Origin of the sequence: Occultella gossypii, from assembly GCF_019947135.1 — a bacterium.
Classification (GTDB): domain Bacteria; phylum Actinomycetota; class Actinomycetes; order Actinomycetales; family Beutenbergiaceae; genus Occultella; species Occultella gossypii.
Map to the genome: position 1 here is coordinate 1 of NZ_JAGSHT010000026.1, position 21194 is coordinate 21194.

22 protein-coding genes are annotated in these 21194 nt (G+C 72.0%); 10 read left to right on the forward strand and 12 right to left on the reverse strand.

Annotated elements, in window-relative coordinates; all coding sequences use genetic code 11:
- Window positions 1-120 precede the first annotated feature (120 nt).
- The 3 genes from KCQ71_RS24460 to KCQ71_RS24470 form a co-directional block, all read right to left on the reverse strand.
- Window positions 121-1212: an aminotransferase-like domain-containing protein gene (locus tag KCQ71_RS24460; RefSeq protein WP_223411316.1), complete on the reverse strand. Its 1092-nt coding sequence runs from the start codon at window positions 1210-1212 to the stop codon at window positions 121-123.
- A gap of 183 nt (window positions 1213-1395) precedes the next feature.
- On the reverse strand, window positions 1396-2328 hold the full coding sequence (locus KCQ71_RS24465) for a PfkB family carbohydrate kinase (protein ID WP_223411317.1): 933 nt from the start codon (window positions 2326-2328) through the stop codon (window positions 1396-1398).
- Window positions 2325-3044: a DedA family protein gene (locus KCQ71_RS24470; protein WP_223411318.1), complete on the reverse strand. Its 720-nt coding sequence runs from the start codon at window positions 3042-3044 to the stop codon at window positions 2325-2327. The genes KCQ71_RS24465 and KCQ71_RS24470 overlap by 4 nt, the downstream gene beginning before the upstream one ends.
- Window positions 3045-3307: 263 nt before the next feature.
- Between KCQ71_RS24470 and KCQ71_RS24475 the strand changes: the two genes are divergently transcribed.
- Together KCQ71_RS24475 and KCQ71_RS24480 are read left to right on the forward strand one after the other, a co-directional pair.
- A complete protein-coding gene (locus tag KCQ71_RS24475) occupies window positions 3308-3751 on the forward strand; it encodes a TetR-like C-terminal domain-containing protein (protein ID WP_223411319.1) in 444 nt (147 codons plus the stop codon).
- On the forward strand, window positions 3751-4866 hold the full coding sequence (locus tag KCQ71_RS24480) for an alpha/beta hydrolase family protein (RefSeq protein WP_223411320.1): 1116 nt from the start codon (window positions 3751-3753) through the stop codon (window positions 4864-4866). Before KCQ71_RS24475 ends, KCQ71_RS24480 begins: the two co-directional genes overlap by 1 nt.
- Here KCQ71_RS24480 and KCQ71_RS24485 read toward each other — a convergent pair.
- The 3 genes from KCQ71_RS24485 to KCQ71_RS24495 form a co-directional block, all read right to left on the reverse strand.
- On the reverse strand, window positions 4832-5407 hold the full coding sequence (locus tag KCQ71_RS24485; RefSeq protein ID WP_223411321.1) for a DinB family protein: 576 nt from the start codon (window positions 5405-5407) through the stop codon (window positions 4832-4834). The two genes, KCQ71_RS24480 and KCQ71_RS24485, sit on opposite strands and share 35 nt — an antisense overlap.
- A gap of 61 nt (window positions 5408-5468) precedes the next feature.
- Window positions 5469-6224 (reverse strand): VOC family protein, encoded by a 756-nt coding sequence (locus tag KCQ71_RS24490; RefSeq protein WP_223411322.1) that lies wholly within the window; start codon window positions 6222-6224, stop codon window positions 5469-5471.
- Entirely contained in the window at window positions 6221-6376 is a 156-nt protein-coding gene (locus KCQ71_RS24495) for a ribbon-helix-helix domain-containing protein (protein ID WP_223411323.1), read from the reverse strand. The genes KCQ71_RS24490 and KCQ71_RS24495 overlap by 4 nt, the downstream gene beginning before the upstream one ends.
- A 215-nt stretch (window positions 6377-6591) precedes the next feature.
- Here KCQ71_RS24495 and pheS point away from each other — a divergent pair, with 215 nt between their 5' ends.
- The 3 genes from pheS to KCQ71_RS24510 all read left to right on the forward strand — a co-directional run bounded on the left by pheS (window position 6592) and on the right by KCQ71_RS24510 (window position 10802).
- Entirely contained in the window at window positions 6592-7641 is a 1050-nt protein-coding gene (gene pheS, locus KCQ71_RS24500; RefSeq protein ID WP_223411324.1) for a phenylalanine--tRNA ligase subunit alpha, read from the forward strand.
- Window positions 7641-10175, forward strand: coding sequence for a phenylalanine--tRNA ligase subunit beta (gene pheT / locus KCQ71_RS24505; RefSeq protein WP_223411325.1), 2535 nt, complete (start codon window positions 7641-7643; stop codon window positions 10173-10175). The genes pheS and pheT overlap by 1 nt, the downstream gene beginning before the upstream one ends.
- Before the next feature lie 111 nt (window positions 10176-10286).
- Entirely contained in the window at window positions 10287-10802 is a 516-nt protein-coding gene (locus tag KCQ71_RS24510) for a flavodoxin domain-containing protein (RefSeq protein WP_223411326.1), read from the forward strand.
- Window positions 10803-10870: 68 nt separating this feature from the next.
- Here KCQ71_RS24510 and KCQ71_RS24515 read toward each other — a convergent pair whose 3' ends face one another.
- The 4 genes from KCQ71_RS24515 to KCQ71_RS24530 form a co-directional block, all read right to left on the reverse strand.
- Window positions 10871-12046 carry a C45 family autoproteolytic acyltransferase/hydrolase gene (locus tag KCQ71_RS24515; RefSeq protein WP_223411327.1) on the reverse strand — a complete coding sequence of 392 codons (1176 nt, stop codon included), beginning with the start codon at window positions 12044-12046 and terminating at the stop codon, window positions 10871-10873.
- A gap of 68 nt (window positions 12047-12114) precedes the next feature.
- Window positions 12115-12885, reverse strand: coding sequence for an alpha/beta fold hydrolase (locus KCQ71_RS24520; protein ID WP_223411328.1), 771 nt, complete (start codon window positions 12883-12885; stop codon window positions 12115-12117).
- Entirely contained in the window at window positions 12885-13406 is a 522-nt protein-coding gene (locus KCQ71_RS24525) for a PadR family transcriptional regulator (protein WP_223411329.1), read from the reverse strand. Before KCQ71_RS24525 ends, KCQ71_RS24520 begins: the two co-directional genes overlap by 1 nt.
- Window positions 13407-13525: 119 nt before the next feature.
- Complete coding sequence (locus tag KCQ71_RS24530; RefSeq protein ID WP_223411330.1) at window positions 13526-14512, reverse strand: quinone oxidoreductase family protein; 987 nt, start codon at window positions 14510-14512, stop codon at window positions 13526-13528.
- Window positions 14513-14621: 109 nt separating this feature from the next.
- Here KCQ71_RS24530 and KCQ71_RS24535 point away from each other — a divergent pair, with 109 nt between their 5' ends.
- The 4 genes from KCQ71_RS24535 (at window position 14622) to KCQ71_RS24550 (ending at window position 18795) form a co-directional block, all read left to right on the forward strand.
- Window positions 14622-15980 (forward strand): acyltransferase family protein, encoded by a 1359-nt coding sequence (locus tag KCQ71_RS24535; protein WP_223411331.1) that lies wholly within the window; start codon window positions 14622-14624, stop codon window positions 15978-15980.
- Entirely contained in the window at window positions 15977-17269 is a 1293-nt protein-coding gene (locus KCQ71_RS24540; RefSeq protein WP_223411332.1) for a sensor histidine kinase, read from the forward strand. Before KCQ71_RS24535 ends, KCQ71_RS24540 begins: the two co-directional genes overlap by 4 nt.
- 107 nt (window positions 17270-17376) lie before the next feature.
- Entirely contained in the window at window positions 17377-18033 is a 657-nt protein-coding gene (locus KCQ71_RS24545) for a response regulator transcription factor (RefSeq protein ID WP_223411333.1), read from the forward strand.
- A 108-nt stretch (window positions 18034-18141) separates the two neighbouring features.
- Entirely contained in the window at window positions 18142-18795 is a 654-nt protein-coding gene (locus KCQ71_RS24550; RefSeq protein WP_223411334.1) for a DedA family protein, read from the forward strand.
- 11 nt (window positions 18796-18806) lie between these two features.
- Here the strand turns inward: KCQ71_RS24550 and KCQ71_RS24555 are convergent, their stop codons facing one another.
- Window positions 18807-19592 (reverse strand): alpha/beta hydrolase, encoded by a 786-nt coding sequence (locus tag KCQ71_RS24555; RefSeq protein WP_223411335.1) that lies wholly within the window; start codon window positions 19590-19592, stop codon window positions 18807-18809.
- 59 nt (window positions 19593-19651) lie between these two features.
- Entirely contained in the window at window positions 19652-20296 is a 645-nt protein-coding gene (gene def, locus KCQ71_RS24560; protein ID WP_223411336.1) for a peptide deformylase, read from the reverse strand.
- A gap of 207 nt (window positions 20297-20503) precedes the next feature.
- Here def and KCQ71_RS24565 point away from each other — a divergent pair, with 207 nt between their 5' ends.
- On the forward strand, window positions 20504-21055 hold the full coding sequence (locus KCQ71_RS24565; RefSeq protein WP_223411337.1) for a hypothetical protein: 552 nt from the start codon (window positions 20504-20506) through the stop codon (window positions 21053-21055).
- The last annotated feature ends 139 nt before the right edge of the window (window positions 21056-21194 follow it).

Below are 21194 nucleotides of genomic sequence, written 5' to 3' on the forward strand. Positions count from 1 at the left end.
GGGCCCCCCGGGGGGGGGGCGGGGGCGCCCCGCTGGGGCCCCCCGCCGCCGGCGGCGCTCACCACTGTGGTGAGCGCCGCCGTCGGGCGCCGTTGTGCGGGCAGTGTCGAGAAGCCGGCCTCAGAGCGAGGCGTACGCCTGCGCGAGCCGGGTGACGCCCTCGTCGATCTCGTCCGGCGTGACGCCCGAGTAGGCGATCCGGATCGAGTTCTTCGCTCCGTCGAGCAGGAAGTCGCTGCCCTTGACGATGGCGAGGCCACGGGCAGCGGCCGCGTCGAACAGGGCGTCGCCGTCGGTGCCCTCCGGGAACTCCACCCAGAGGAAGTAACCGCCCTCGGGGTCCACGAACTTCGCGTCCGGGATCTGGGTGCGCAGGGCGTCGGCCAGTCGTGCGGCGCGCTCGGCGAGGGCAGTCTTCACGGTCGCGATGGAGGTGTCGAAGGACCCGCCGCGCACGAACTCGTTCACGATCGACTGCGCGACCATGTTCGGGGAGATGTAGGTGCCGGTGGCGAGCTTGGCGATCTTGGCGATCAGCTCCTCGTCGCCGACCAGGTAGCCGACCCGGATGCCCGGGCAGACCGTCTTGGAGAAGGACGACGCGTAGACGACCTCGCCGGAGGTGGACAGGGACAGCATCGTGGGTTGGGTCTCGCCGGAGAACCGGAGCTCCACGTACGGGTCGTCCTCGAAGATCGTGACGTCGTACTCGCGGGCCAGCGCCACCAGGGCGCGGCGCTTGTCTCCGGACAGGGAGTACCCGGCCGGGTTCTGGAAGTTCGGGATCAGGTGCGCCAGGCGCACGTCAGTGCCGCCGGCGAGCAGGTCGGCGAACGCGCGCACGTTGACGCCGTCCTCCTCGAGCTCGAGCGCGCGCAGGTCCGCCTGCCGGCCCTTGAGGGAGAGCAGGGTGCGGTCGTAGGAGGGGCGCTCCACCACGACCGTGTCACCGGCGGAGACGAGCGTCTCGAACAGGAACGCGTCCGCCTGCATGGACCCGTTCGTGACCAGCACCTGGTCCTCGGACACCCTGTGCCGCTCGGCGATCCAGGCGCGCAACGGCTTGTATCCCACGGAGGTGCCGTAGGCGAAGGTGCCGGCCGGGTCGTTGGTGAACGCACGATCGGCGGCGGCGCGAAGCCCCTCGGTGTCGATGATGTCGAGCGAGGGGGCGCCGCGGGCGAACGAGATGGGGGCGGGTTCGGTGGCCATGGCGCCAGCGTAGTTCCCGGGCGCGCCGCGTCGCCAACGCGTCTCGCAGCGCGGCCGAACGGGGCCCTGCGGCCGGCGGGACCTCATCGCGAAGGGGGTGCCGAGTCAGTACTGGAGCACTCGAGTCAGTCCTGGTGGCGTCCAGTCAGTCCGTCGCTTCCGACAGATTCGACGCGTCCGCGACTACCTCGCGCGGCCGGACCCGTCCGATCGGGGCAGGCGGTCGGCCCACCCCAGCGCGCCGGGGTGCCTTACGGACTCTGTCGCCACCGTGGCCGCTCTCGCCAGTGCCTGCAACCACGGTGCGCCGGAGGCGATCGCGTGGGCGAGCGCGCCGTGCAGGACGTCGCCGGCACCGAGGGTGTCGACGACCTGGGCCGCCGGGAGGCGCGGCACGTCGATACGGTGCGGGGCGCCGTCGAGCAGGCACTCGATCGCGTCGGCGCCATGGCTCTGGGCGACGACGGACGGCCCGTATCTGGCGACGGCGGCCAGCAGGTCTGCGGGATGGGCCTCGGTCGGTGCCGGCCGGTCGGCACACCGCGGGTCCGCGTCGCCGATCGTGAAGTCGCCCGACAGCACGGCGGCGTCCAGGTGCGCCAACAGCGTCGGCAGGCCCGGCTTGTCCGAACCGCCGTCGAGCAGGGTCGGCACGCCGCGGGCGCGGGCGGCCGCACACAGCGCGACGGACGCCGCCATCAGGTGACCGTCGACGAGGACGCACCCGACGCCGTCGAGCACCGACTCGTCCGCGGCGCGCAGCACCCGGGCGCGGTCGTGGTTGGTGGAGGCCACGGCCCGCTCACCCGTGGCCTCGGTGACCAGCACCGTGGAGACCGGTGGGGCGCCGTCGTCGGTGGCGAGGTCGACGACCTCGACGCCGCCGGCCGCGAGTTCGTGGCGGGCGAGGTCGCCGAGCGTGGAGGCACCGAGCGCGGTGACCAGCGTGGCTCGCCCGCCCAGGGCCGCCACGGTGAGCGCGGCGTTCGCCGCCGGGCCACCGACCTGGATCCGCGCGGCGCGGGCCACCACCTTCTGGTTCGCGGTCGGGACGGCCGTGACCACGTGGGTGACGTCGATCGTCGTCAGACCGCAGCAGACGACGGCGGCGCTCACCTCGTCGGGTCCTCGACGTCCTCGCCGGTGGTGGCGCCGGTGGCGCCCTCGCGGGCCAGCCGGGCGCGCTTGCGCAGGCGGACGATGATGAACCACACGATCAGGCCGGCGATCGCGATCAGCACCAGGTTCGAGATGACCCCGCTCCACTGCTCGAGCACCGGCTTGATCGCGGGTCCGAACGCGTAGCCCAGCCCGATCCAGATGCCGTTCCAGATCAGCGACCCGGTGAACGTGTACAGCGAGAACTTCCACAGGTTCATCCGCTCGATCCCGGCCGGGATGGAGATGAACGAGCGCACCAGTGGGACGCACCGGCCGGTGAACACCGCCACGCCGCCCCAGCGCGAGAAGAACTTCTCTGCCTTGTCGAAGTCGGCGACCTCCACGAGCGGCATCTTCTCGAAGATCCAGCGGGTCCGGCTCCGGCCCAGGGCAGCGCCGAGGCCGTACCAGATCCAGCCGCCGATCAGGCCGGCCAGCGTCGCGGCGACCAGTGCACCCCAGAAGCTCATCCGGCCCTCGTAGGCGAGGAAGCCGGCGCCGGGCAGGATCGCCTCGGACGGGATCGGCGGGAAGAACGTCTCGATCAGGACCGCAAGCCCCACGCCGACCTCGCCCGCGCTCGTCATCAGGGAGAGCACCCACCCGATGAACCCGTCGTACTCCGTGGCGGGGTCGACCGCCTGCATGGGGAGGTGGTGCAGCGCGGGCATGGAACTCCTCGGGGATCGGGCGGCGATGGGACGGCTGGTGCGGTGATCGCCCTTGACCCCTCAAGGTTCTCACGCGCTCCGGGCGACGGAGGTCCTCCCGTGGGCGGACCGCGGCGGACCCGCCGGTGCCACCACGGGCGGAGCCGGCCGGTGCACGTCACCGACCAACGCAGGGCCCGACCGGTTTCACGCTCCGATCTCTGGCCGCAGACCTGGGCGTCAGCCACACCGCCCCGCGGCACCACTTCGGCAGCCGCACCGGCGTGCTCACCGCGTTGGCCGCGCAGGGTTTCACGCGCCTGGCCGGCACGCTGCGGGGCGCCCGGGCCGACGGCGGCTCGTTCCTGGACGTCGGCGTCGCCTACGTCGACTTCGCGGTCGCCAACCCCGCGCACTTCCAGGTGATGTTCGCGCCGACCCTGCTCGACGCCGGCGATCCCGAGCTGGCGGTGGCCCGAGCGGAGACGTTCGCCGAACTGCGCACCGGGGTGGACGCGATGGCGGCGCCGGACCGGATCGAGGACGCGGCCGCAGCGATGGTGGCCGGCTGGTCCCTGGTCCACGGGCTCGCCACGCTGGCGCTGACCGGCAACCTCGACGGCGCCGGGGTGCGTGACCTGATCGCCGCGGCCGAGCCCCACGACCTGGCCAGGCGTGCCGCCGGGATGCTCTACGGCTCACCCGGGACGCCGGGAGGGCCCCGCTGATGTGGCGCGTGCTGCGGACCCTGTTGCAGGCACTCGGCGCCGCCGTCGTGACCAGCGTGGTGCTCGCCGTCGTCAGCGCGCAGTTCGCGCCCGGTTGGCGGCCCGCCGCGCAGCTCGCGCCGCTCTCTCCGGCGCCGGACCGCCTCCCGGAACCGAGCGCCGAGTACGAGGTCGCCGAGCGCGAGACGCGGGTCCACACCGATGACGGGACGCGGCTGGCGGCGCGCGTGGTCCTACCGGTGGGGGTCGCGGGCCCGGTCGCCGGTGCGGTGCTCGTCCAGGGCTCCGGGCTCGCCGGGCTGGAGTCGCTGCTCGAGGAGGCCCGGACCCTCGCGGCCGCCGGGGTGGCCGCAATCGTCGTCGACAAGCGCGCAGACGGCTACTCGATGCTCTCCCGGGACTTCGACACCCTCGCCGCCGACGTGGCCCTCGCCGCCGACCTCCTCGCGGCCCAACCCGGCGTGGACCCGGACCGGATCGGGGCGATCGGCTGGAGCGAGGGCGGTTGGGTGGTGCCGCTCGCGGCCGACCGCGAGCCGGGACGGTTCGCGTACCTGGTGCTCGTCTCGGCCCCGATCGTCACCCCGCTGGAACAGGCCTCCTGGACGATCGGGCACGTGACCGGTGCTGCGCCGGCACCGCTCGCCCGCATCCCGGCGACGATGCTCTCGGCGGGCCCGGAGTTCGTCGACTACGTGGATACCGACATCCGCGGGACGCTGGCCGAGGTCGAGGTTCCGGTCTACGCCGTCTGGGGTGCGGCGGACCCGACGGTGCCGGTGCGGGTGGCCCTGGATCGCCTCCGGGAATCGGCCGCGTCACCCATCACGGCACGGATCCTCGCCGGCGAGCCACACAGCTTCGGTCCAGAGGTCGGACTGTGGATGGCCGGCGTCGCGGACTGGATCGTCCGGTTGCCCGCAAGTGCGCCGGCCGCGGACTCGGTGAGCGGCGCGGAGCCCGAGTCCGACCGCGGCCTCGAGCAGCTCCCACGACGGGCGTGGTTCACGCATCCGCTCGTGCACGGCGTCCTGGCCTTGGCGGTGGCCGCACTGGTGGGGCGCCGCGCGTGGCGGGGACCTACTGCCCGACGCGACCGTCCACGCGTTCCCTGATCAGGTCCGCGTGCCCGCAGTGCCGGGCGTACTCCTCGATCATGTGGATGAGGACCCGCCGCAACGGGGTCTGCCCGTCCGCACCGATCCAGCCGAGGTCTGAGTGGGCGGCGACGAACGCCTCGGAGTTCGCGACCTCGGCGTGCCAGGTTGCCCAGGCCTCCTCGACCACCGCGGGATCGGCGGCGGCGCCGCTGAACTCGGTCTCGACGCCGTCGACCACGTACGGCGCCGGTACCTCCTCACCTGCGAGGATGCGACGGAACCAGCTCCGCTCCACGCCCGCGAGGTGGCGCACCAACCCGAGCAGGGACAGATCCGACGGCGGCACCGACCGTTTCGCGAGGTCCGCCGGGTCGAGCCCGGAGCACTTCATCTCGAGGGTGAGGCGGTAGTCGCTGAGGAAGCCGATCAGCATGGCGCGCTCGGTGTTCTCGAAGGCGCCGTCCTGGCGCGGATCCTCATCCTCGGGCACCCACATGTCCCACCACCCGAACCTGCGCTCGGGGAGTTCCTGACCTGCCTCGTCGACCGTGACCATGCCTCGACAGTGCTCCGGGCTCTCGGGTTCGGCAAGGCAATTTCGGCGCGGTCTCGCCGGGTCAGTCCAGCCGCTGGTACCCGTACAGGTCCTCCTGGGTCTGGTTGACCCAGATCCGGGCGCTCAGGTCGTCGGGGGAGTCCGGGTTCGCGATGCGCAGGGATATTCCGTAGTTCTCGTCCACCACCGTCGCCTCGATGCCGGCGTCGCTCAGCCGCTCAGCGAGGGCACGCACGTCCGGGTGCTCGAAGGAGAGCACCGCACCTACCGAGGTGGCGCCGTGGACCGCGACCAGCCCGCCACCGGGAGCGGTCAGGTCGACCCACTGTCCGGCGTCGGAGCGGATCCGCGACCGCAGGCCGAACGCGGCGAGCAGGGCTTCGCCCCGGGCCACATCCGGGGTGTACCAGAGCGGGAGCACTTCGGCCGGGGTGCGGTCGCTCGAGCCGGTCCCGGCGACGCGGCCGACCAGGTCCGAGTTCTCGTCCAGGTACACATGCTGGCCGTCGGCTGCGGTCACCTCGGCGTACCTGCCGAAGTCCTCGGTGGTCACGCTTGCGCTCAGGTCGAGCTCGATCAGCGCCGGCGTCACGGCGCGCAGCGCCGCGTCCAGGTCCGCGACCACGAACCGCAGTTCCGTGTGGCCGACTGCGGGATCGCCGTCGGGCATGCCGTGGATGGCGACGCCGCCGCCGGCGACGGCGAACAGCTGCCAGTCGCCCTCGTCGCGCACGTGCTCGCCGCCGAGCGCCGTGACCAGGGCGACCCAGTCCGCAGTGTGGGCGGTGTACTGGATCGGGCGGACTCGCAGACTCATCGGTCATGCTCCTCGAGGTAGGTCTCCAGCGCGCGCTGGACGAACGCGGACAGGCTCAGGCCGTCGTCGATCGAGCGGTGCTTGACCGCCCGGATCAGGTCCGGCGGGAGGTAGACGTTGAACTGGGCCTTCGCGGCCTTCTCGTCTGTCATGCAAGAATGCTAGCAACCTAACGCACGGCCGGGCAATGGTGAAGGTACGCATCCCTCGCGGGCGGCACGGGCGCTGTGCCACCATGGGCTCATGCTCACGCGTCGATTTAGCCGGCCCGCCTCCGGGCCGGCGCGCGCCATCTGAGCCGAGCCATCACGCCCGGGGCGGGCGCCTCTACACTCCCAGTGGTCCCCACACGCCCCGGAAGGTTCGCATGCCCACCCCCGAAACACCCTCCCCGCTCGATGCCGACGCCATCGGCGCGGAGCTGACCGCGGCCCTCGAGGCCGTCGCCGGCGCCGACTCCCTGGACGCGCTCAAGGACGTACGTCTGGCCCACACGGGGGACAAGAGCCCGCTCGCGCTGGCCAACCGCGCGATCGGCGCTCTCGCGCCGGCGGACAAGGCCGTGGCCGGCAAGCTCGTCGGTTCCTCGCGTGGCCGCCTGAACGCCGCCATCGCCGCCCGCCAGATCGAGCTCGAGGCCGAGCGTGACGAGCAGGTACTGCGGACCGAGGCCGTCGACGTGACGATCCCCGTCGACCGTGCCCCGCTCGGCGCCCGGCACCCCCTGGACTCCCTGATGGACGAGGTCGCGGACTTCTTCGTGGGGATGGGCTGGGAGATCGCCGAGGGCCCGGAGCTCGAGCACGAGTGGTTCAACTTCGACGCGCTGAACTTCGGCCCGGACCACCCGGCCCGGCAGATGCAGGACACCTTCTTCGTCGATCCGGCCAGCGCCGCCGAGCATCTCGTGCTGCGCACGCACACCTCCCCGGTGCAGGCTCGGACGCTGCTCACCCGTGACCTGCCCATCTACATCGCGTGCCCGGGCAAGGTGTTCCGCACCGACGAGCTCGACGCCACGCACACCCCGGTGTTCCACCAGATCGAGGGCCTGGCGGTGGACAAGGGGCTGACCATGGCGCACCTGACCGGGATCCTCGACCACTTCGCCCGGGCGATGTTCGGACCCGACGCGAAGACCCGGCTACGACCCTCGTTCTTCCCGTTCACCGAGCCGAGCGCCGAGATGGACCTCTGGTTCCCGGCGAAGAAGGGCGGCGCCGGCTGGATCGAGTGGGGCGGCTGCGGCATGGTCAACCCGAACGTGCTGCGTGCCTGCGGCGTCGACCCGGACGTCTATTCCGGGTTCGCGTTCGGGATGGGCATCGAGCGCGCCCTGATGCTGCGCCACGACATCACGGATATGCACGACATCATCGAGGGCGATATCCGCTTCTCCCAGGAAGGACAGCGCTGATGCCGTACGTCGTGCCGAGCTGGCTCCGCGACCACGTCGAGATCCCCGCGGGCACCACGGCCGCCCAGCTGGCCGCGGACCTGGTCCGGGTCGGCCTCGAGGAGGAGGCGGTGCACGCCGCCGGCGTCACCGGCCCGCTCGTGGTCGGCCGGGTCCTCGAAGCGAGCCCCGAGCCGCAGAAGAACGGCAAGACCATCAACTGGTGCCAGGTCGACGTGGGTGCCCACAACAACGCCGACGGGTCCCCGCGCGGGATCGTCTGCGGTGCGCACAACTTCACCGCCGGCGACTCCGTGGTGGTCGCCCTGCCCGGCGCCGTGCTGCCGGGGGACTTCGCGATCGCCGCCCGCAAGACCTACGGGCACGTCTCGGACGGGATGATCTGCTCCGAGAGCGAGCTCGGTCTCGGCGACGGGCACGAGGGCATCATCGTGCTCGAGGACGCACCCGCGCCGGGCACCGATGCGATCGAGCTGCTCGGCCTCGGCGAGGAGATCCTCGAGATCAACGTCACCCCCGACCGCGGCTACTGCTTCAGCGTGCGCGGCGTGGCCCGCGAGTACGCCCACTCCACCGGCGCCGCCTTCACCGACCACGGCCTGGCGGCCGCGGACCTGCCCGCCGGGAACGACGGCGGGTTCGCCGTCGAGATCACCGACGACGCGCCCATCCACGGCGTGCCGGGCGCGGACCGGTTCGTCGCCCGGATCGTCCGGGGCATCGACGCGACCGCGCCGACGCCGGACTGGATGGCGACCCGGCTGCGCCAGGCGGGCATGCGCCCGATCTCCCTGGCCGTGGACATCACGAACTACGTGATGCTCGATCTCGGTCAGCCACTGCACGCCTACGACCTGGCCACGCTCGCCGCGCCGATCGTGGTGCGCCGCGCCCGGGCGGGGGAGAAGCTCACCACCCTGGACGACGTCACGCGCACCCTGGACGCCGAGGACCTGCTGATCACGGACTCCCCGGACACCTCGGGCTCACGGATCCTCGGCATCGCCGGAGTGATGGGCGGCGCCGACACCGAAGTGACCGACACGACCACGGACGTGCTCATCGAGGCGGCCCACTTCGACCAGATCTCGGTGGCCCGCAGCGCCCGCCGGCACAAGCTGCCCAGCGAGGCCGCCAAGCGGTTCGAGCGCGGCGTGGACACCGCGCTGCAGGCGGTCGCCGCGCAGCGCGTCGTCGACCTGCTCGTGCGGTTCGCGGGCGGCGCGCCGGATGCCGGGGTCACCGACCTCGACAGCACGACGGCGCCCGTTCCGATCGCGATCGAAGCCGCCCTGCCGGGTCGGCTGGCCGGGGTCGAGTACTCGACCGAGACGGTCGTCTCCACCCTCGAGTCCCTGGGCGCGCGGGTGGTCGCCGACGGTGACGCGCTGCTCGTCACCCCGCCCACGTGGCGGCCTGACCTGACCGAGCCGGCCGACCTGGTCGAGGAGGTCGTGCGCCTGCAGGGGTATGACCGGGTGCCCTCGGTCCTGCCGCCGGCGCCCCCGGGTGGCCGTGGGCTGACCCCCACCCAGCGGCGCCGCCGCAGGGTGGCGAACCTGCTCGCCGATTCCGGGCTCACCCAGGTGCTCACGTACCCGTTCATCGCCGCCTCCCGGCACGACGACCTCGCGCTGCCGGACGACGATCCCCGGCGCCGGGCGGTCCGGTTGGCGAACCCGCTCTCGGAGGCGATGCCGTACCTGCGCACGTCGTTGCTGCACACCCTGGCCGACGCCGCGGTGCGCAACGTGGGCCGAGGGCTGACGGACGTGGCGATCTACGAGATCGGCCTGGTCACACGCCCGGATGGGGCGAGTCACCCCTCGCCGCTCCCGCCCACGGGGGTGCGCCCGAGCGATGCGGACCTGGATGCGATCCGGGCCGCGGTGCCCGCGCAGCCGTTGCGGGTGGCGGGCATCCTGGCCGGCAACATCGTCGCGCCCGGCGTGTACACCAGCGCCCGGCGCGCCGACCACGCGGACGCCATCGCCCTGGTGCACCGGATCGCGCAGGCGGTGGATGTCGCGCCAGTCGTCGAGTCGGACACCGAGCACCTGCCGTGGCACCCCGGCCGGTGCGCGAGGTTCACGACGGCCGACGGCGTCCTGCTGGGTCACGCGGGCGAGCTCGCCCCGAAGGTCACGGCGGCTCTCGGCCTGCCGGCCCGTACCGTCGCGTTCGAGGTGGACCTGGACGAGCTGTTCGGCGCGGCACCCACGGAGCCGAAGCAGGTGCCGCCGCTGTCCACGTTCCCGGCCGCGAAGGAGGACATCGCGCTCGTCGTCGATGCCGCCACGCCGGTCGCGGACGTGCTCGCCGCCGTGCGCGAGGGAGCCGGTGACCTGGCCGAGGAGGTCCACCTCTTCGACATCTACACGGGCGAGTCCGTGGGTGAGGGCAAGGCGTCGATGGCGTTCTCGCTGCGCCTGCGCGCGGCCGACCGGACGCTCACCGCGGCCGACACGGCCGGGGTGCGGGACGCCGTCGTGGCGCTCGCAGGCGCGCGGCTGGGCGCGCAGCTGCGCGGCTGAACCCGAGGTTCCAGCGGCCCGGGCGAGATCGACGACGCCCGGGCCGCGACCATCGCCGGACGAGGACCAAGGTCCCTCGATCCGCCCGACCCGGTGACGCACCCTGGATACATGAGAGTCCTGGTAGCGATCGCATCCACCTATGGCGCCACCGCCGAGATCGGTGAGGCCATCGCCGCCGAGCTCCGCCAGGGCGGCCACGACGTCGAGGTCCGAGCGGTCGACTCGGTGGGATCCCTCGCGGGTTACGACGGCGTTGTGCTCGGCTCCGCCGTGTACATCGGCCGGATCCTGACGTCGGCCCGGCAGTTCGCCGCCCGCCTCGCGGAGGAGTTCGCCCCCCGTCCGGTCTGGGTGTTCGCCTCGGGGATGAAGAGCGTCACCCCGTGCCCGCTCGGCGCCGCATACACCTCACCTGTCGATCCGCCCTACTTCGGCGGCCGGTACGCGATCTTCGGCGGTGTCGTGGACCGCAGCAAACTTGGCACCGCGGAGCGCTCACTGATCGGGTTCGTCGGCGCCACCCACTCCGATGAACGCGACTTCGACCTGATCGCGGCGTGGTCCGGTGAGGTCTCGGTACGGATGAATCAGTACGACGCGCTCCAGCGGGCCCGATCCAGCTAGCCGTCCCTGCCCTCCGCGCCATCCCCACCTGGGCACGGCCAACGGGAGATTCGCCCTGGATGAGTGCGTCATCCAGCCTGGTCAAGCCGGAAGTGCATCTCGGGTGACAGCGCCGGTCTACGTCCTGCCGCCCCGGGTCCCGACCAGAATCGGATCGCGAGCGCACGACTTCGTGGCCGATACGAAGCCGACCAGAGAGTTCCGCCGAGCACGGCGCCGGACTCTGGCCATTGTGTGCTGACGGCGACCTGATCGGCGATCTGGGCGAGGCGGTCGGCAGTGAATGGATGATCGGGGTCGACCATGACCTTCGCGTCCATCCGCTGTAGACGCTCGAGGGACCTGCGGATCTCTCGGTCGTTCTCCCACGATCCGGGGATCTGTCGAAGCAGGCTGTGATTGGTGGATCGCATCGATCCGTCGCGCTTCACCACGGTGTGCATCGTGTTGTCGTCTCCGGGCTCAGCCATCATCACGACTCCGTCGGCATCGGCGATGATGTAGTGGCACGGCATCCAGGACAGATACCTCCTCTGCTCCTCGAACACGCGCTGAGCGTCCTCGACGGTGCGACAGCGGTCGAGGATGAACCGAAGCACTTCCAACTCGTTCAACCCCGGCTCGATGTCCGGAGGGCTGAATGTCGACGCCGTTCGATCGATGAGCTGCATCATCGAGACAACGAGGCCGGCCTCGTTCATGCCATCGATCACTCCGTTGCAGAGGTCGAAGGCACACATGAACAGCGCGCTCATCCCACCGTCGGTGGGGTGGATCTCCATCACATACGGCTCGCTCAGCATCGCGGGCGCCTCGGGACAGGCACCAGGGCCAAGGACCGCGTCCGGCAGCGAGAGGAAGCCGAAGTCGAAGTTCCGCTGCACCACAATGCCCGCATCCGCGGTCGGCGAGGTGAGCACCGAGCAACCCACGATCTGAGGTGGCGTAGGCAATGGCATGTTGTAGCCGACGCCGAGCGCATCCACCTTCGGGTCGGACGGGTCCAATCCAAACGCGCGCGCGATTCCGATGCCACGTGCGACCAACTCCGGGTAATGGCGGACAGCCCACTTACGGCGGCTTTCAGCCACGCCCTCGGGTAGCAGCAGATCTTGTGCCGCTACCCGGTACCGGGACCGAGCGATATGGCCGACTGATTCCCCGATCGCTTCGTTGCATCCACGGATACGCACATGACGGACTGCCAGACGTTCGTCCGGTGATTGATGGACCATCACGTCCATCGCGCCTCCGCTTCCAATGGTGGGGGGATATTCGACGGTGGACCGGTCCTGTGCCTGATCGACGGGGCTCAGGCGGGCATCAGGAGCCGGTTCACCGCCCCGCTGGTCAGCCAGTCGCGCAGCACCTCGTTGAAGAGCGCCGGATCCTCGGCGTTCCAGGTGTGGTGCATCCGGGGCACCCGTCGGGTGGTCACCGCACCGGACCGCGACGTCAGCTCGGCGAACGACTCGGCCACGGTCCGCGGCTCCCGCTCGCCCGCCAGGGCGAGGAACGGAACCTCGGAGCCGCGCAGGCCGTCGAGGTCGACGGGCGCGACGCCGTCGTACACCTCGGTCATCATCGCGACGGCGTTCTCCCTGCGGATCCCGAGCCCGGTGCTCACGAAGGTGGCCACCGCGTCCTCCGGGAGGCGGAACGCGCGGGCCATCGCGTTCCAGTACCAGCGCTGGTCCCACAGTCGCAGCTGTGCGAGCCCGAACCAGCGGGTCGGGCCGTGGACGCCGCGCAGGGCCGCGCCAGTGACCAGGGTGGAGTGGATTCGCTCGGGATGGCGGGCGGTCAGGATGCTCCCCAGGATCCCGCCGAGGGAGAGCCCGACGACGTGGGCACGGCCGCCGTGGGCACGCTCGCCGATGATGTCGGCGAGCTGGTCCGCGACGTCGACGAGCGAGGTCCAGTCCTGATCGGCCGAGGCCCCGAATCCGGGCAGATCCGGCACGAGGCAGTGGTGGTCGGCCAGGGCGGCCACCTGTCCCTCCCACATCCAGCCCGCGACGTTCCCGCCGTGCAGGAAGAGCACGCTCGGAGGTGCCTGCTCGTTCGTGATCGCGACGTGCATCAGGCGAACTCCCGTTCCATCGTCTCGAGCCAGTCCAGTTCGGCCCGGGCGTGGGCCAGGCCGTTGCTCAGCGTGGACAGCCGCAGCCGCTCGGCGCGGGTGGTGCCGGTGCCCTCGGCCGCCTCGAGGGCTCGCAGCGTCTCCCAGGCCGTGGTCGCGGCGGCGCGGCGCTGCGACAGCAGGTCTGCTACCGCGTCGTCGGGCAGGCGCGGGGAGAAGAACAGCTTGGCGAGGAACTCGCTTCGTTCGGGCGCCGGCTCGGCCGGGGCGGTCAGCCACCGGTCGAGCTCCGCGCGTCCGGCGTCGGTGATGTGATGGATCTTGCGGGCCGGGCGCCCTTCCTGGGGCACCACCTCCACCTCGGCCAGGCCGGCATTCACCAGTGCGCTGAGGGTCCGGTAGATCTGCGCCTGATCACCGGACCAGAAGTGGTTGACGGTCTCGTCGAACGACTTCTTGAGGTCGTAGCCGGTCAGTGGGGACAGGTCGAGCAGCCCCAGGACGGCATGCTTCATGCTCATCGGACTATAGGACCACGCCTATATAGGACTACGCAAGTATCCGGATGTCCCGATGGCGGGCTTCGCCGGGGCGCTGCGTCACTGACCCGTGGGGCGGGTCAGCGGCGCAGCGCGCCGGTTCAGGGCAGCAGGAGCACCTTGCCGGTCGTCTCGCGACCCTCGAGTGCACGGTGTGCGTCGGCGGCCCGTGCCAGCGGGAACGTCGCGCCCACGCGCACGTCCAGGTCGCCGCTCGCCAGGGCGCCGAACACGGCGCCGGACCGGTAGGCGAGTTCCTCCGGGTCCGCGGTGTAGTGCCCGAGCGTCGGCCGGCTGACGAACAGCGAGCCCGAGCTGTTCAGCCGCTGCAGGTCGAACGGGGGCACCTGCCCGCTGGCGCCGCCGAAGAGCACGAGCATGCCCCGGCGCCGGACGCTCGCCAGGCTCGCGTCGAAGGTGGTCCTGCCCACACCGTCGTAGGCCACGTGTACGCCGGCGCCACCGGTGAGGTCCCGCACGATCTGGGGGAGCTCGGTCGTGACGTCGTCGAGGTCGGTGTAGCGGATCACGGCGCTGGCGCCTGCGGCCCGGGACAGGGCCTCCTTCTCCGCCGTCGACACGGTGGTGATCACCCGCGCGCCGCGGGCGACGGCGAGCTGGGTGAGCAGCAGCCCGACCCCGCCCGCGCCGGCGGTGAGCAGCACGTCCTGGCCCGGCTGCACGTCGAAGACGCCGTCGACGAGCATGTGCGCCGTCATGCCCTGCAGCGGCAGTGCCGCGGCCAGGTGCGGATCGACGCCGTCGGGCACCACGATCGCCGCGTCGGCGGCGAGCAGGACCTCCTCGGCATAGGACCCGGTGAGCGAGCTCGACCACGCGACGAGACGGCCGACCGGGAGATGCGTGACGCCGTCGCCGACCGCGATCACCTCGCCGGCGCCCTCACTGCCGGGCACGAACGGGAACTGGCGCGGGTACACCCCCGAGCGGACGTAGGTGTCGTAGAAGTTCACCCCGATCCCGCTGGGGCGGACGAGCACCTGGCCGGCCTGGGGTGCCGGGGCCTGGCGGTCGGTGGGCGTGAGGACGTCGGGACCGCCTGCGGTCCGGGCTTCGATCGCGAGCATGGGGCCAACCTACAACCGCCCACCCCGGCCCGAGGTAGGGAGAACCCCCGGGTCCAGATGCCGGTGGGCACCAGTGATCGCGGGCCGTGCGGCGACAAGGCTGGACACCATGACCGCAACGCTCAATCCACCCGTACTCGCCCACCCCGCGAGCCCGCCACCGACGCGGGACCTGTTCGTGGACGTCCTGCGCCTGTTCGCGATCGCCCTCGTGGTCGCCCAGCACTGGCTGATGCCCGTGATCGACTACTCCGACGGCCACCTGGTCACCAGCAACGCCCTCACCGTCCCCGGTGGCTGGGTGGTGACCTGGATCAGCCAGGTGATGCCCCTGATCTTCTTCGCCGGTGGGGCCGCAACCGCGATGAGCCTGCGCCGGCGCTCCTCCGGTGCCGACCGCGCCTGGGTGGCCGGTCGACTGTTGCGCCTGGCGATCCCGGTCCTCGGGCTCGCCGCGCTCTGGCTGCCGCTGCCGCACCTCATGCTGCAAGCCGGGCTGCCAGCCGAGCCGGTCTCGGTCGGTGCCCGGCTCGTGGGCGCACTGCTGTGGTTCCTCGGCGCGTACGTCCTGATCACCCTGCTCACCCCGGTGCTGGTGCGCCTGGCCGACGCACTGCGCGGCCGCGAACTGATCGGTTTCGCGGCCGTCGCGATCGCGGTGGACGTGCTCCGGTTCTCCTTCGGAGCACCGGACGCGCTCGGCTACCTGAACGTGATCGCCGTCTGGGGCACGGTGCACCAGGTCGGCATCCACTACGGACACGGACGTCTTCGCGGCATCCGAGGGCTGCGGGCGTTCGCGCTCGGTGTCATCGGGTTCGCCGTGGCGGCGCTGGCCGTGGCACTCGGCCCGTACCCGCTGAGCATGGTCGGGCTGCCGGGTGACCCGATGTCCAACATGAACCCCCCGACGGCGGTGCTGCTCGCGCTCGCGGTCGGTCAGCTCGGTCTTGCGCTCGCCGTCCGCGAGCAGATCGCGGCGTGGGCCGCGCGGCCGCGGGTGGCCGCAGTCGTGGGCCGGCTGTCCGGGTCGGCGATGACCGTGTACCTGTGGCACACACCGGCACTGGTGCTGGTCGCAGGGGTCGCGGTACTCGCGCTCGGCCGCGATACCCCGGCCCCGTTGAGCGCCGAGTGGTTCGACGGCGTGACCGCCTGGGTGGCCGTACTCGGCCTGGTCCTCGCGGTGGCCGTGACGGTCTTCTCCCGCCTGGAGCGGGTGCGGCTGCCCCGCCTGGCCGCCGCGGACGTGGGCGCCGGGCGGCTGCTCACGGCCGGGCTGCTCGTCGGCGCGGGTGTGCTGGCGCTGACCATCGGCGGATTCCGCCCCGAGACGCTCTGGGATGCCACCGGGCCCCTCGTGGCTGTCGCGTCGATCACGGTCGGGGTGCTGCTGCTCACGAGTGCCGCCCGGCGCTCCAGATCTCGCTGGTCTTCGGCGGCTCCAACCGGCAAGGTGGCGTCATGACCGCGCTCGAGACCCCCGTCGGCCCCGGTCCGGAGGCACCCGAGCACGTGTCCCTGCTGCGCCGCGCCGCCCGGGAGAGCGGGTACCTGCTCCTCTGCCTGCCGTTCGGAATCGCCGGATTCGTGGTCTTCGTGGTCGGGATCGCGCTCGGGTCGGCTCTGCTGGTCACGCTGCTCGGCCTGCCGATCCTGGCCGGGACCCTTGCCGCGGCCCAGGGACTCGGCAACGTCGAGCGTGCTCGGCTGGCCGCGCTCGGCTATCCGGTGCCGGCGACCCTGCTGTTCCACACGGAGAAGAAGGGCCTGCGCCGGTTCCTGGCCAGGCTCGGCCACGGGCAGAGCTGGCTGGACCTGCTCCATGCCCTGCTGTTCTTCCCGGTCTCGCTCGCCACCTTCGTCGTCACGGTGGTCTGGTGGGTCGTGGGTGCCGGAGGCGTGCTGTACGTCGTGTGGGAGCGGTACCTGCCGGACGATGGTCGGACCGGCCTCGCGGACCTGCTCGGCTACCCCGGGCGCCTGCCCGACATCCTGCTGACCACGGTGCTCGGCGGCGTCCTGCTCGTCACCGCACCCTGGGTCGTCCGCGGCATGGTCGCCCTGCACAGCGGCCTCGCACGGATCACCCTCGGCGGCACGTCGTCGTCGGCCCTGCGTGCCCAGGTCGCGGAACTGACCCGCAGCCGGGCCGCCGTGGTCGGCGCCGAGGCGGACACGCTGCGCCGGATCGAGCGGGACATCCACGACGGGCCGCAGCAGCGGCTGGTCCGGATGAGCATGGACCTGCAGTCCGCCCAGCGGCGGCTGGCCGCGGACGACCCGGACGCGGCCGAGCGGCTGATCGCGGAGGCGATCGGGCACGCCCAGGCGAGTCTCGAGGAGCTCCGCACGCTCTCCCGCGGCATCGCCCCGCCCGTGCTCAGCGACCGTGGCCTGCGTGCCGCGATCGGGTCCGCCGCGGGGCAGTCACTGATCCCGGTGGAGCTGAACATCGGCCTCGAACCGGGTCAACGGCTCGCCGCGGCCCGTGAGTCGGCCGCGTACTTCGTGGTCACCGAGTCGCTCGTGAACGCCGCCAAGCACTCCGATGCGACGACCGTACGGGTGACCGTGGAGCAGCTGGACGACGGCGTGCTGCGGGTCGAGATCACGGACGACGGCGTCGGTGGCGCGCATCCGGGCAAGGGGCACGGCCTGACCGGCCTGGCCGACCGGCTCGCCGGCGTGGACGGAGTGCTCGAGGTGCACAGTCCCGACGGCGGGGGTACCCGCGTGGTCGCCACGATTCCCTGACCCGACCGGACCTGAACCGACCCGACCTGACCCGGCGCTGACCCGCGTTGGCCCGGCCGCCGAGACGCCTCGGCGGCCGGGCCCACGCTCGGCTAGGGTCGGGGACCATGCGCGTCGCCCTCGCCGAGGATTCGGTCCTGCTCCGTGAGGGCCTGATCCGGCTCCTCGAGGAGGCGGACTGCGAGGTGGTCGCCGCGGTCGGGGACGGCGACGCACTCATCGAAGCCGTGACCCAGGCCCGCCCCGACGTGGCCGTCGTGGACGTGCGGATGCCACCGTCGTACACCGACGAGGGCCTGCGCGCCGCGCTCACCATCCGCGACCAGGTGCCGGGGACCGCCGTCCTGGTGCTGTCCCAGTACGTCGAGGAGTCCTATGCCGGGGACCTGCTCGCCACCGGCGGCGGCGTGGGGTATCTGCTCAAGGACCGGGTCGCCGACCTCGACGAACTCTCCGACGCCCTCGAACGCGTGGCTGCCGGGGGCACCGTGCTCGATCCCACCGTCGTCGCCCAGTTGTTCGCCGGCCGGCGGGCCCGGCCGGTGCAGCGGCTCACCGCGCGAGAGCGCGAGGTCCTCGGCCTGATGGCGCAGGGGCGCACGAACGCGGCGATCGGTCGCGCTCTTGTGATCACCCCGAAGGCCGTCGAGAAGCACGTCTCGTCCATCTTCGACAAGCTCGACCTGCCGCCGTCGGGGGACGACCACCGCCGGGTCCTCGCCGTGCTCACCTGGCTCCGCGAGGGGGACGTCCCGGCGTCCTGAGCCGAGGTCCGAGCCGCAACACCCTGAGTGTGGCGGGTGGGATCCCCGGGGCGAATGGGGGGCTTACCCCATGGCCGGGGCCCCGCCCCGGACGGTTGGCTGGGACGCATGGAATCCCTCCTCGCCGGACTCGCCGACCACTTCGGTCCGCTGCTCCTCGCGCTCGGTGCGCTGTTCGCGTTCGCCGAGTCGGCGCTGGGGCTGGGGTTCGTGTTTCCCGGGGAGACCGTGGTGCTCGGCATCGGCGCGGCCACCACCACCGGTGACCAGGTCGCCGTGGCGATCGGGGTCGTCGCACTCGGTGCCACGGCCGGGGATCACCTCGGCTACCTGATCGGGCAGCGGGCCGGACCCGGCCTCCGGGAGTCGCGGGTGGTGCGTCGGGTCGGCACCCGACACTGGGACCGCGGTACCGGGATGTTGCGCCGGTACGGCGTGCTGGCGATCATCGTGTCCCGGTTGCTCCCGGCCGTGCGCACCCTGGTGCCGCCCGCCGCCGGCGCGAGCCGGCTCGGCTACGGCAAGTTCCTGGCCGGGTCGGTCATCGGGGCGATCCTATGGTCCGGACTCTGGGTGGGCGTCGGCGCCGCCGCCCGCACGGCGCTGCCGCAGGCCGCCGCAGCGCTCGGCACCGCGAGCTGGCTGGTGTTCGGAGGCATCATCGTCGCCGGGATCGTGGTGGCGCTGACCGTGCACCTGGTCCGCCGCCGGTCTCGCACCGCCGACCCCGTCGGAGCGGACGAGGTCACCGAGTGCGCCTGACGGCGCAGGCGTCAGGACCCGGCCGAGCCCACGCCGCCGCGCGCGAGCCAGCTGAGCCAGGCGTCCCGCCAGTCGGTCACCGGCGCGCCGACTTCCTCGGCCAGGCCGAGACCGTGCCGGCCGGTCGGGTAGACGTGCAACTCGAACGGAACCGCGGCGTCCCGCAGTGCTGCGGCCATCAGGAGCGAGTTCTCCACCGGGACCGACGCGTCGTCGGCCGTGTGCCACAGGAACGCTGGGGGAGTGTCCGCATCGACCCGGCGCTCCACGCTGAGGGAGGTCGCCAGGGCCTCGGTGTCGGTGTCGCCGAGCAGATTTCGTCGGGAGCCGATGTGGGCACGGTTCACGAGTGAGATGACCGGGTAGCACAGGGTGGCCAGGTCCGGCCGGATCAGCGACGCCGGGTCCGTACCCTCGCGGGCCGCCAGGTCGCCGCGCTCGGCGTCGGTCGCGGTCGCGACCGAGCCGGCCAGGTGACCACCCGCGGAGAACCCGATCACCGCGATCGGGCCGGGAAAGGCACCGTGCACCCCGGCGCGCAGGTCCGCGAGGGCCAGCAGGACCTGGTCCAGCGCCTCCGGGTAGATCGCGGGCGCGACGGGGTACTCCAGATATCCCGAAGGGATGCCGTGGTCGGCGAGGAACGCCGTGATCACCGCACCCTCGTGCTCTGCCCGCCCCGCGTAACCACCGCCCGGCAGCACCAGCACGAAGCCGGAGGCACCGCCGTCGGCCAGTTCCTTGGCCTGAGGATGCAGAATGAACGGGACGCGCGCGAGGTGACCACCAGCGGACATGCGCAGCACTGTAGGGCACGGTGGCGGCGACTGGCTCGGCCGTCTCGTGCGACCGGACGTCAGGGTGCGGGGTAGGCCGCCGGCTCCTTCGCGAACGCCCGCGAGATGCGTTCGCGGCGCTCGAGGACCTCGTCACGCATGTCCTCCATGTCCCGCAGCACCCTCTTGCGGACCCGCTTGCTCAGCAGGTCGATGTAGAGCTGGCCGTGCAGGTGCCCGACCTCGTGCTGGAAGCACCGGGCGAGGTAGTCCCAGCCCTCGAGTTCGACCGGCTCGCCGTGCTGGTCGACCCCTCGGACACGCACGTGTACGGGCCGGAACAGGTCCGCGCCCGGACCGGGCACGCTCAGGCAGCCCTCCTCGCCCTCCTCGGTGTCGCCGTCCAGCACCGTCAGGACCGGGTTCGCGACATGGCCGACGTGGCGCACGTCGTCGGCGTCGGTCAGGTCGTAGACGAACAGGCGGAGGTCCTCACCCACCTGGTTCGCGGCCAGGCCGACGCCCTCGGCCACGAGCATGGTGGCGAACATGTCATCGATCAGGCCGGCCAGCTCAGGCGACCCGAAGTTCTCGACGTCCCGGCACGGGTGATGCAGGACGTCCTCGCCGACCTCGGTGATCCGCAGCGCCTGACCGCGCGCGGCCTCGGGTGGGACCTCGGGGTAGTTGTCGATGGGGGCGCCCTGGAGGTACGTGGTGCTCATACGTCCATTGTTCCGCAACCGCGGCAGTGCCCGTGCGAAGCCGGGTAGCCGCCAGCAGCCGCTCCCGATGCGGCCGCCAGCACTGCGCCGAAGGCGCGAGCGGGTGCTGTCCTTCCGCCTCGTCCACAGGGTGGATGCTGATGTCTCGTTGTCCACATTTTCGTTGGTATCTTGCGGATTCTCGAGCATGGATCTAGGATAGAACGCATGTACGGAACAGGTGGTGGTGGGGTCGGGGACGGGATCGGGTCCCCGCCCTGGGACGTGGCCGAGCTGGCCACGGACCCGGCCTGGCTGGAGGCCTCCTACGCCCTGTTCGACCGGGTCGAGGAGTTCCCCGTCGCCGATGCCGACCACCCGGGATCGGGGGATGCCGGGGAGGGGATTCCTCCGGTCGATTTCGAGGCCCTCGCCGAGCGGTCACGGGTGGATTCCTTCACCCTGGCCGAGCTCGAACGGGCGCTGGGTGGCGATCGGGACCTGTCGGGGATCGATGAGTACGACCTCGTCGAACTGGCCGCGCTGTGGCGGCGGTTGGAGTCCGCGTGCGCGGCCGGGGTCCGGGCCGCGTCCGCCGAGCTCGCCGGCCGGGTCCCGATGAGCATGGACAAGCCGGCCGTGCTGGACCGTAGGACGAACTTCCGCTCCAGCATCGCCGCCGAGGAGATCGCACCCCGGGCTCGGGTGCTCCAAGCGGGAGGCGAACCGGCTCATCAATGTCGGCAAACTCCAGGACACGATCGCCGCACCGACCGGTGACGCGTTGGCCGTGGGGCTCATCGACGCCGCCAAGGCGGACCTGATCGCGACCGCGGTCGCGGTGCTGGACGCCGAACCAGCCCTGGAGGTCCAGGCCGAGATCCTGCCCAAAGCACCCGGGTGGACCCGGCACCGCCTC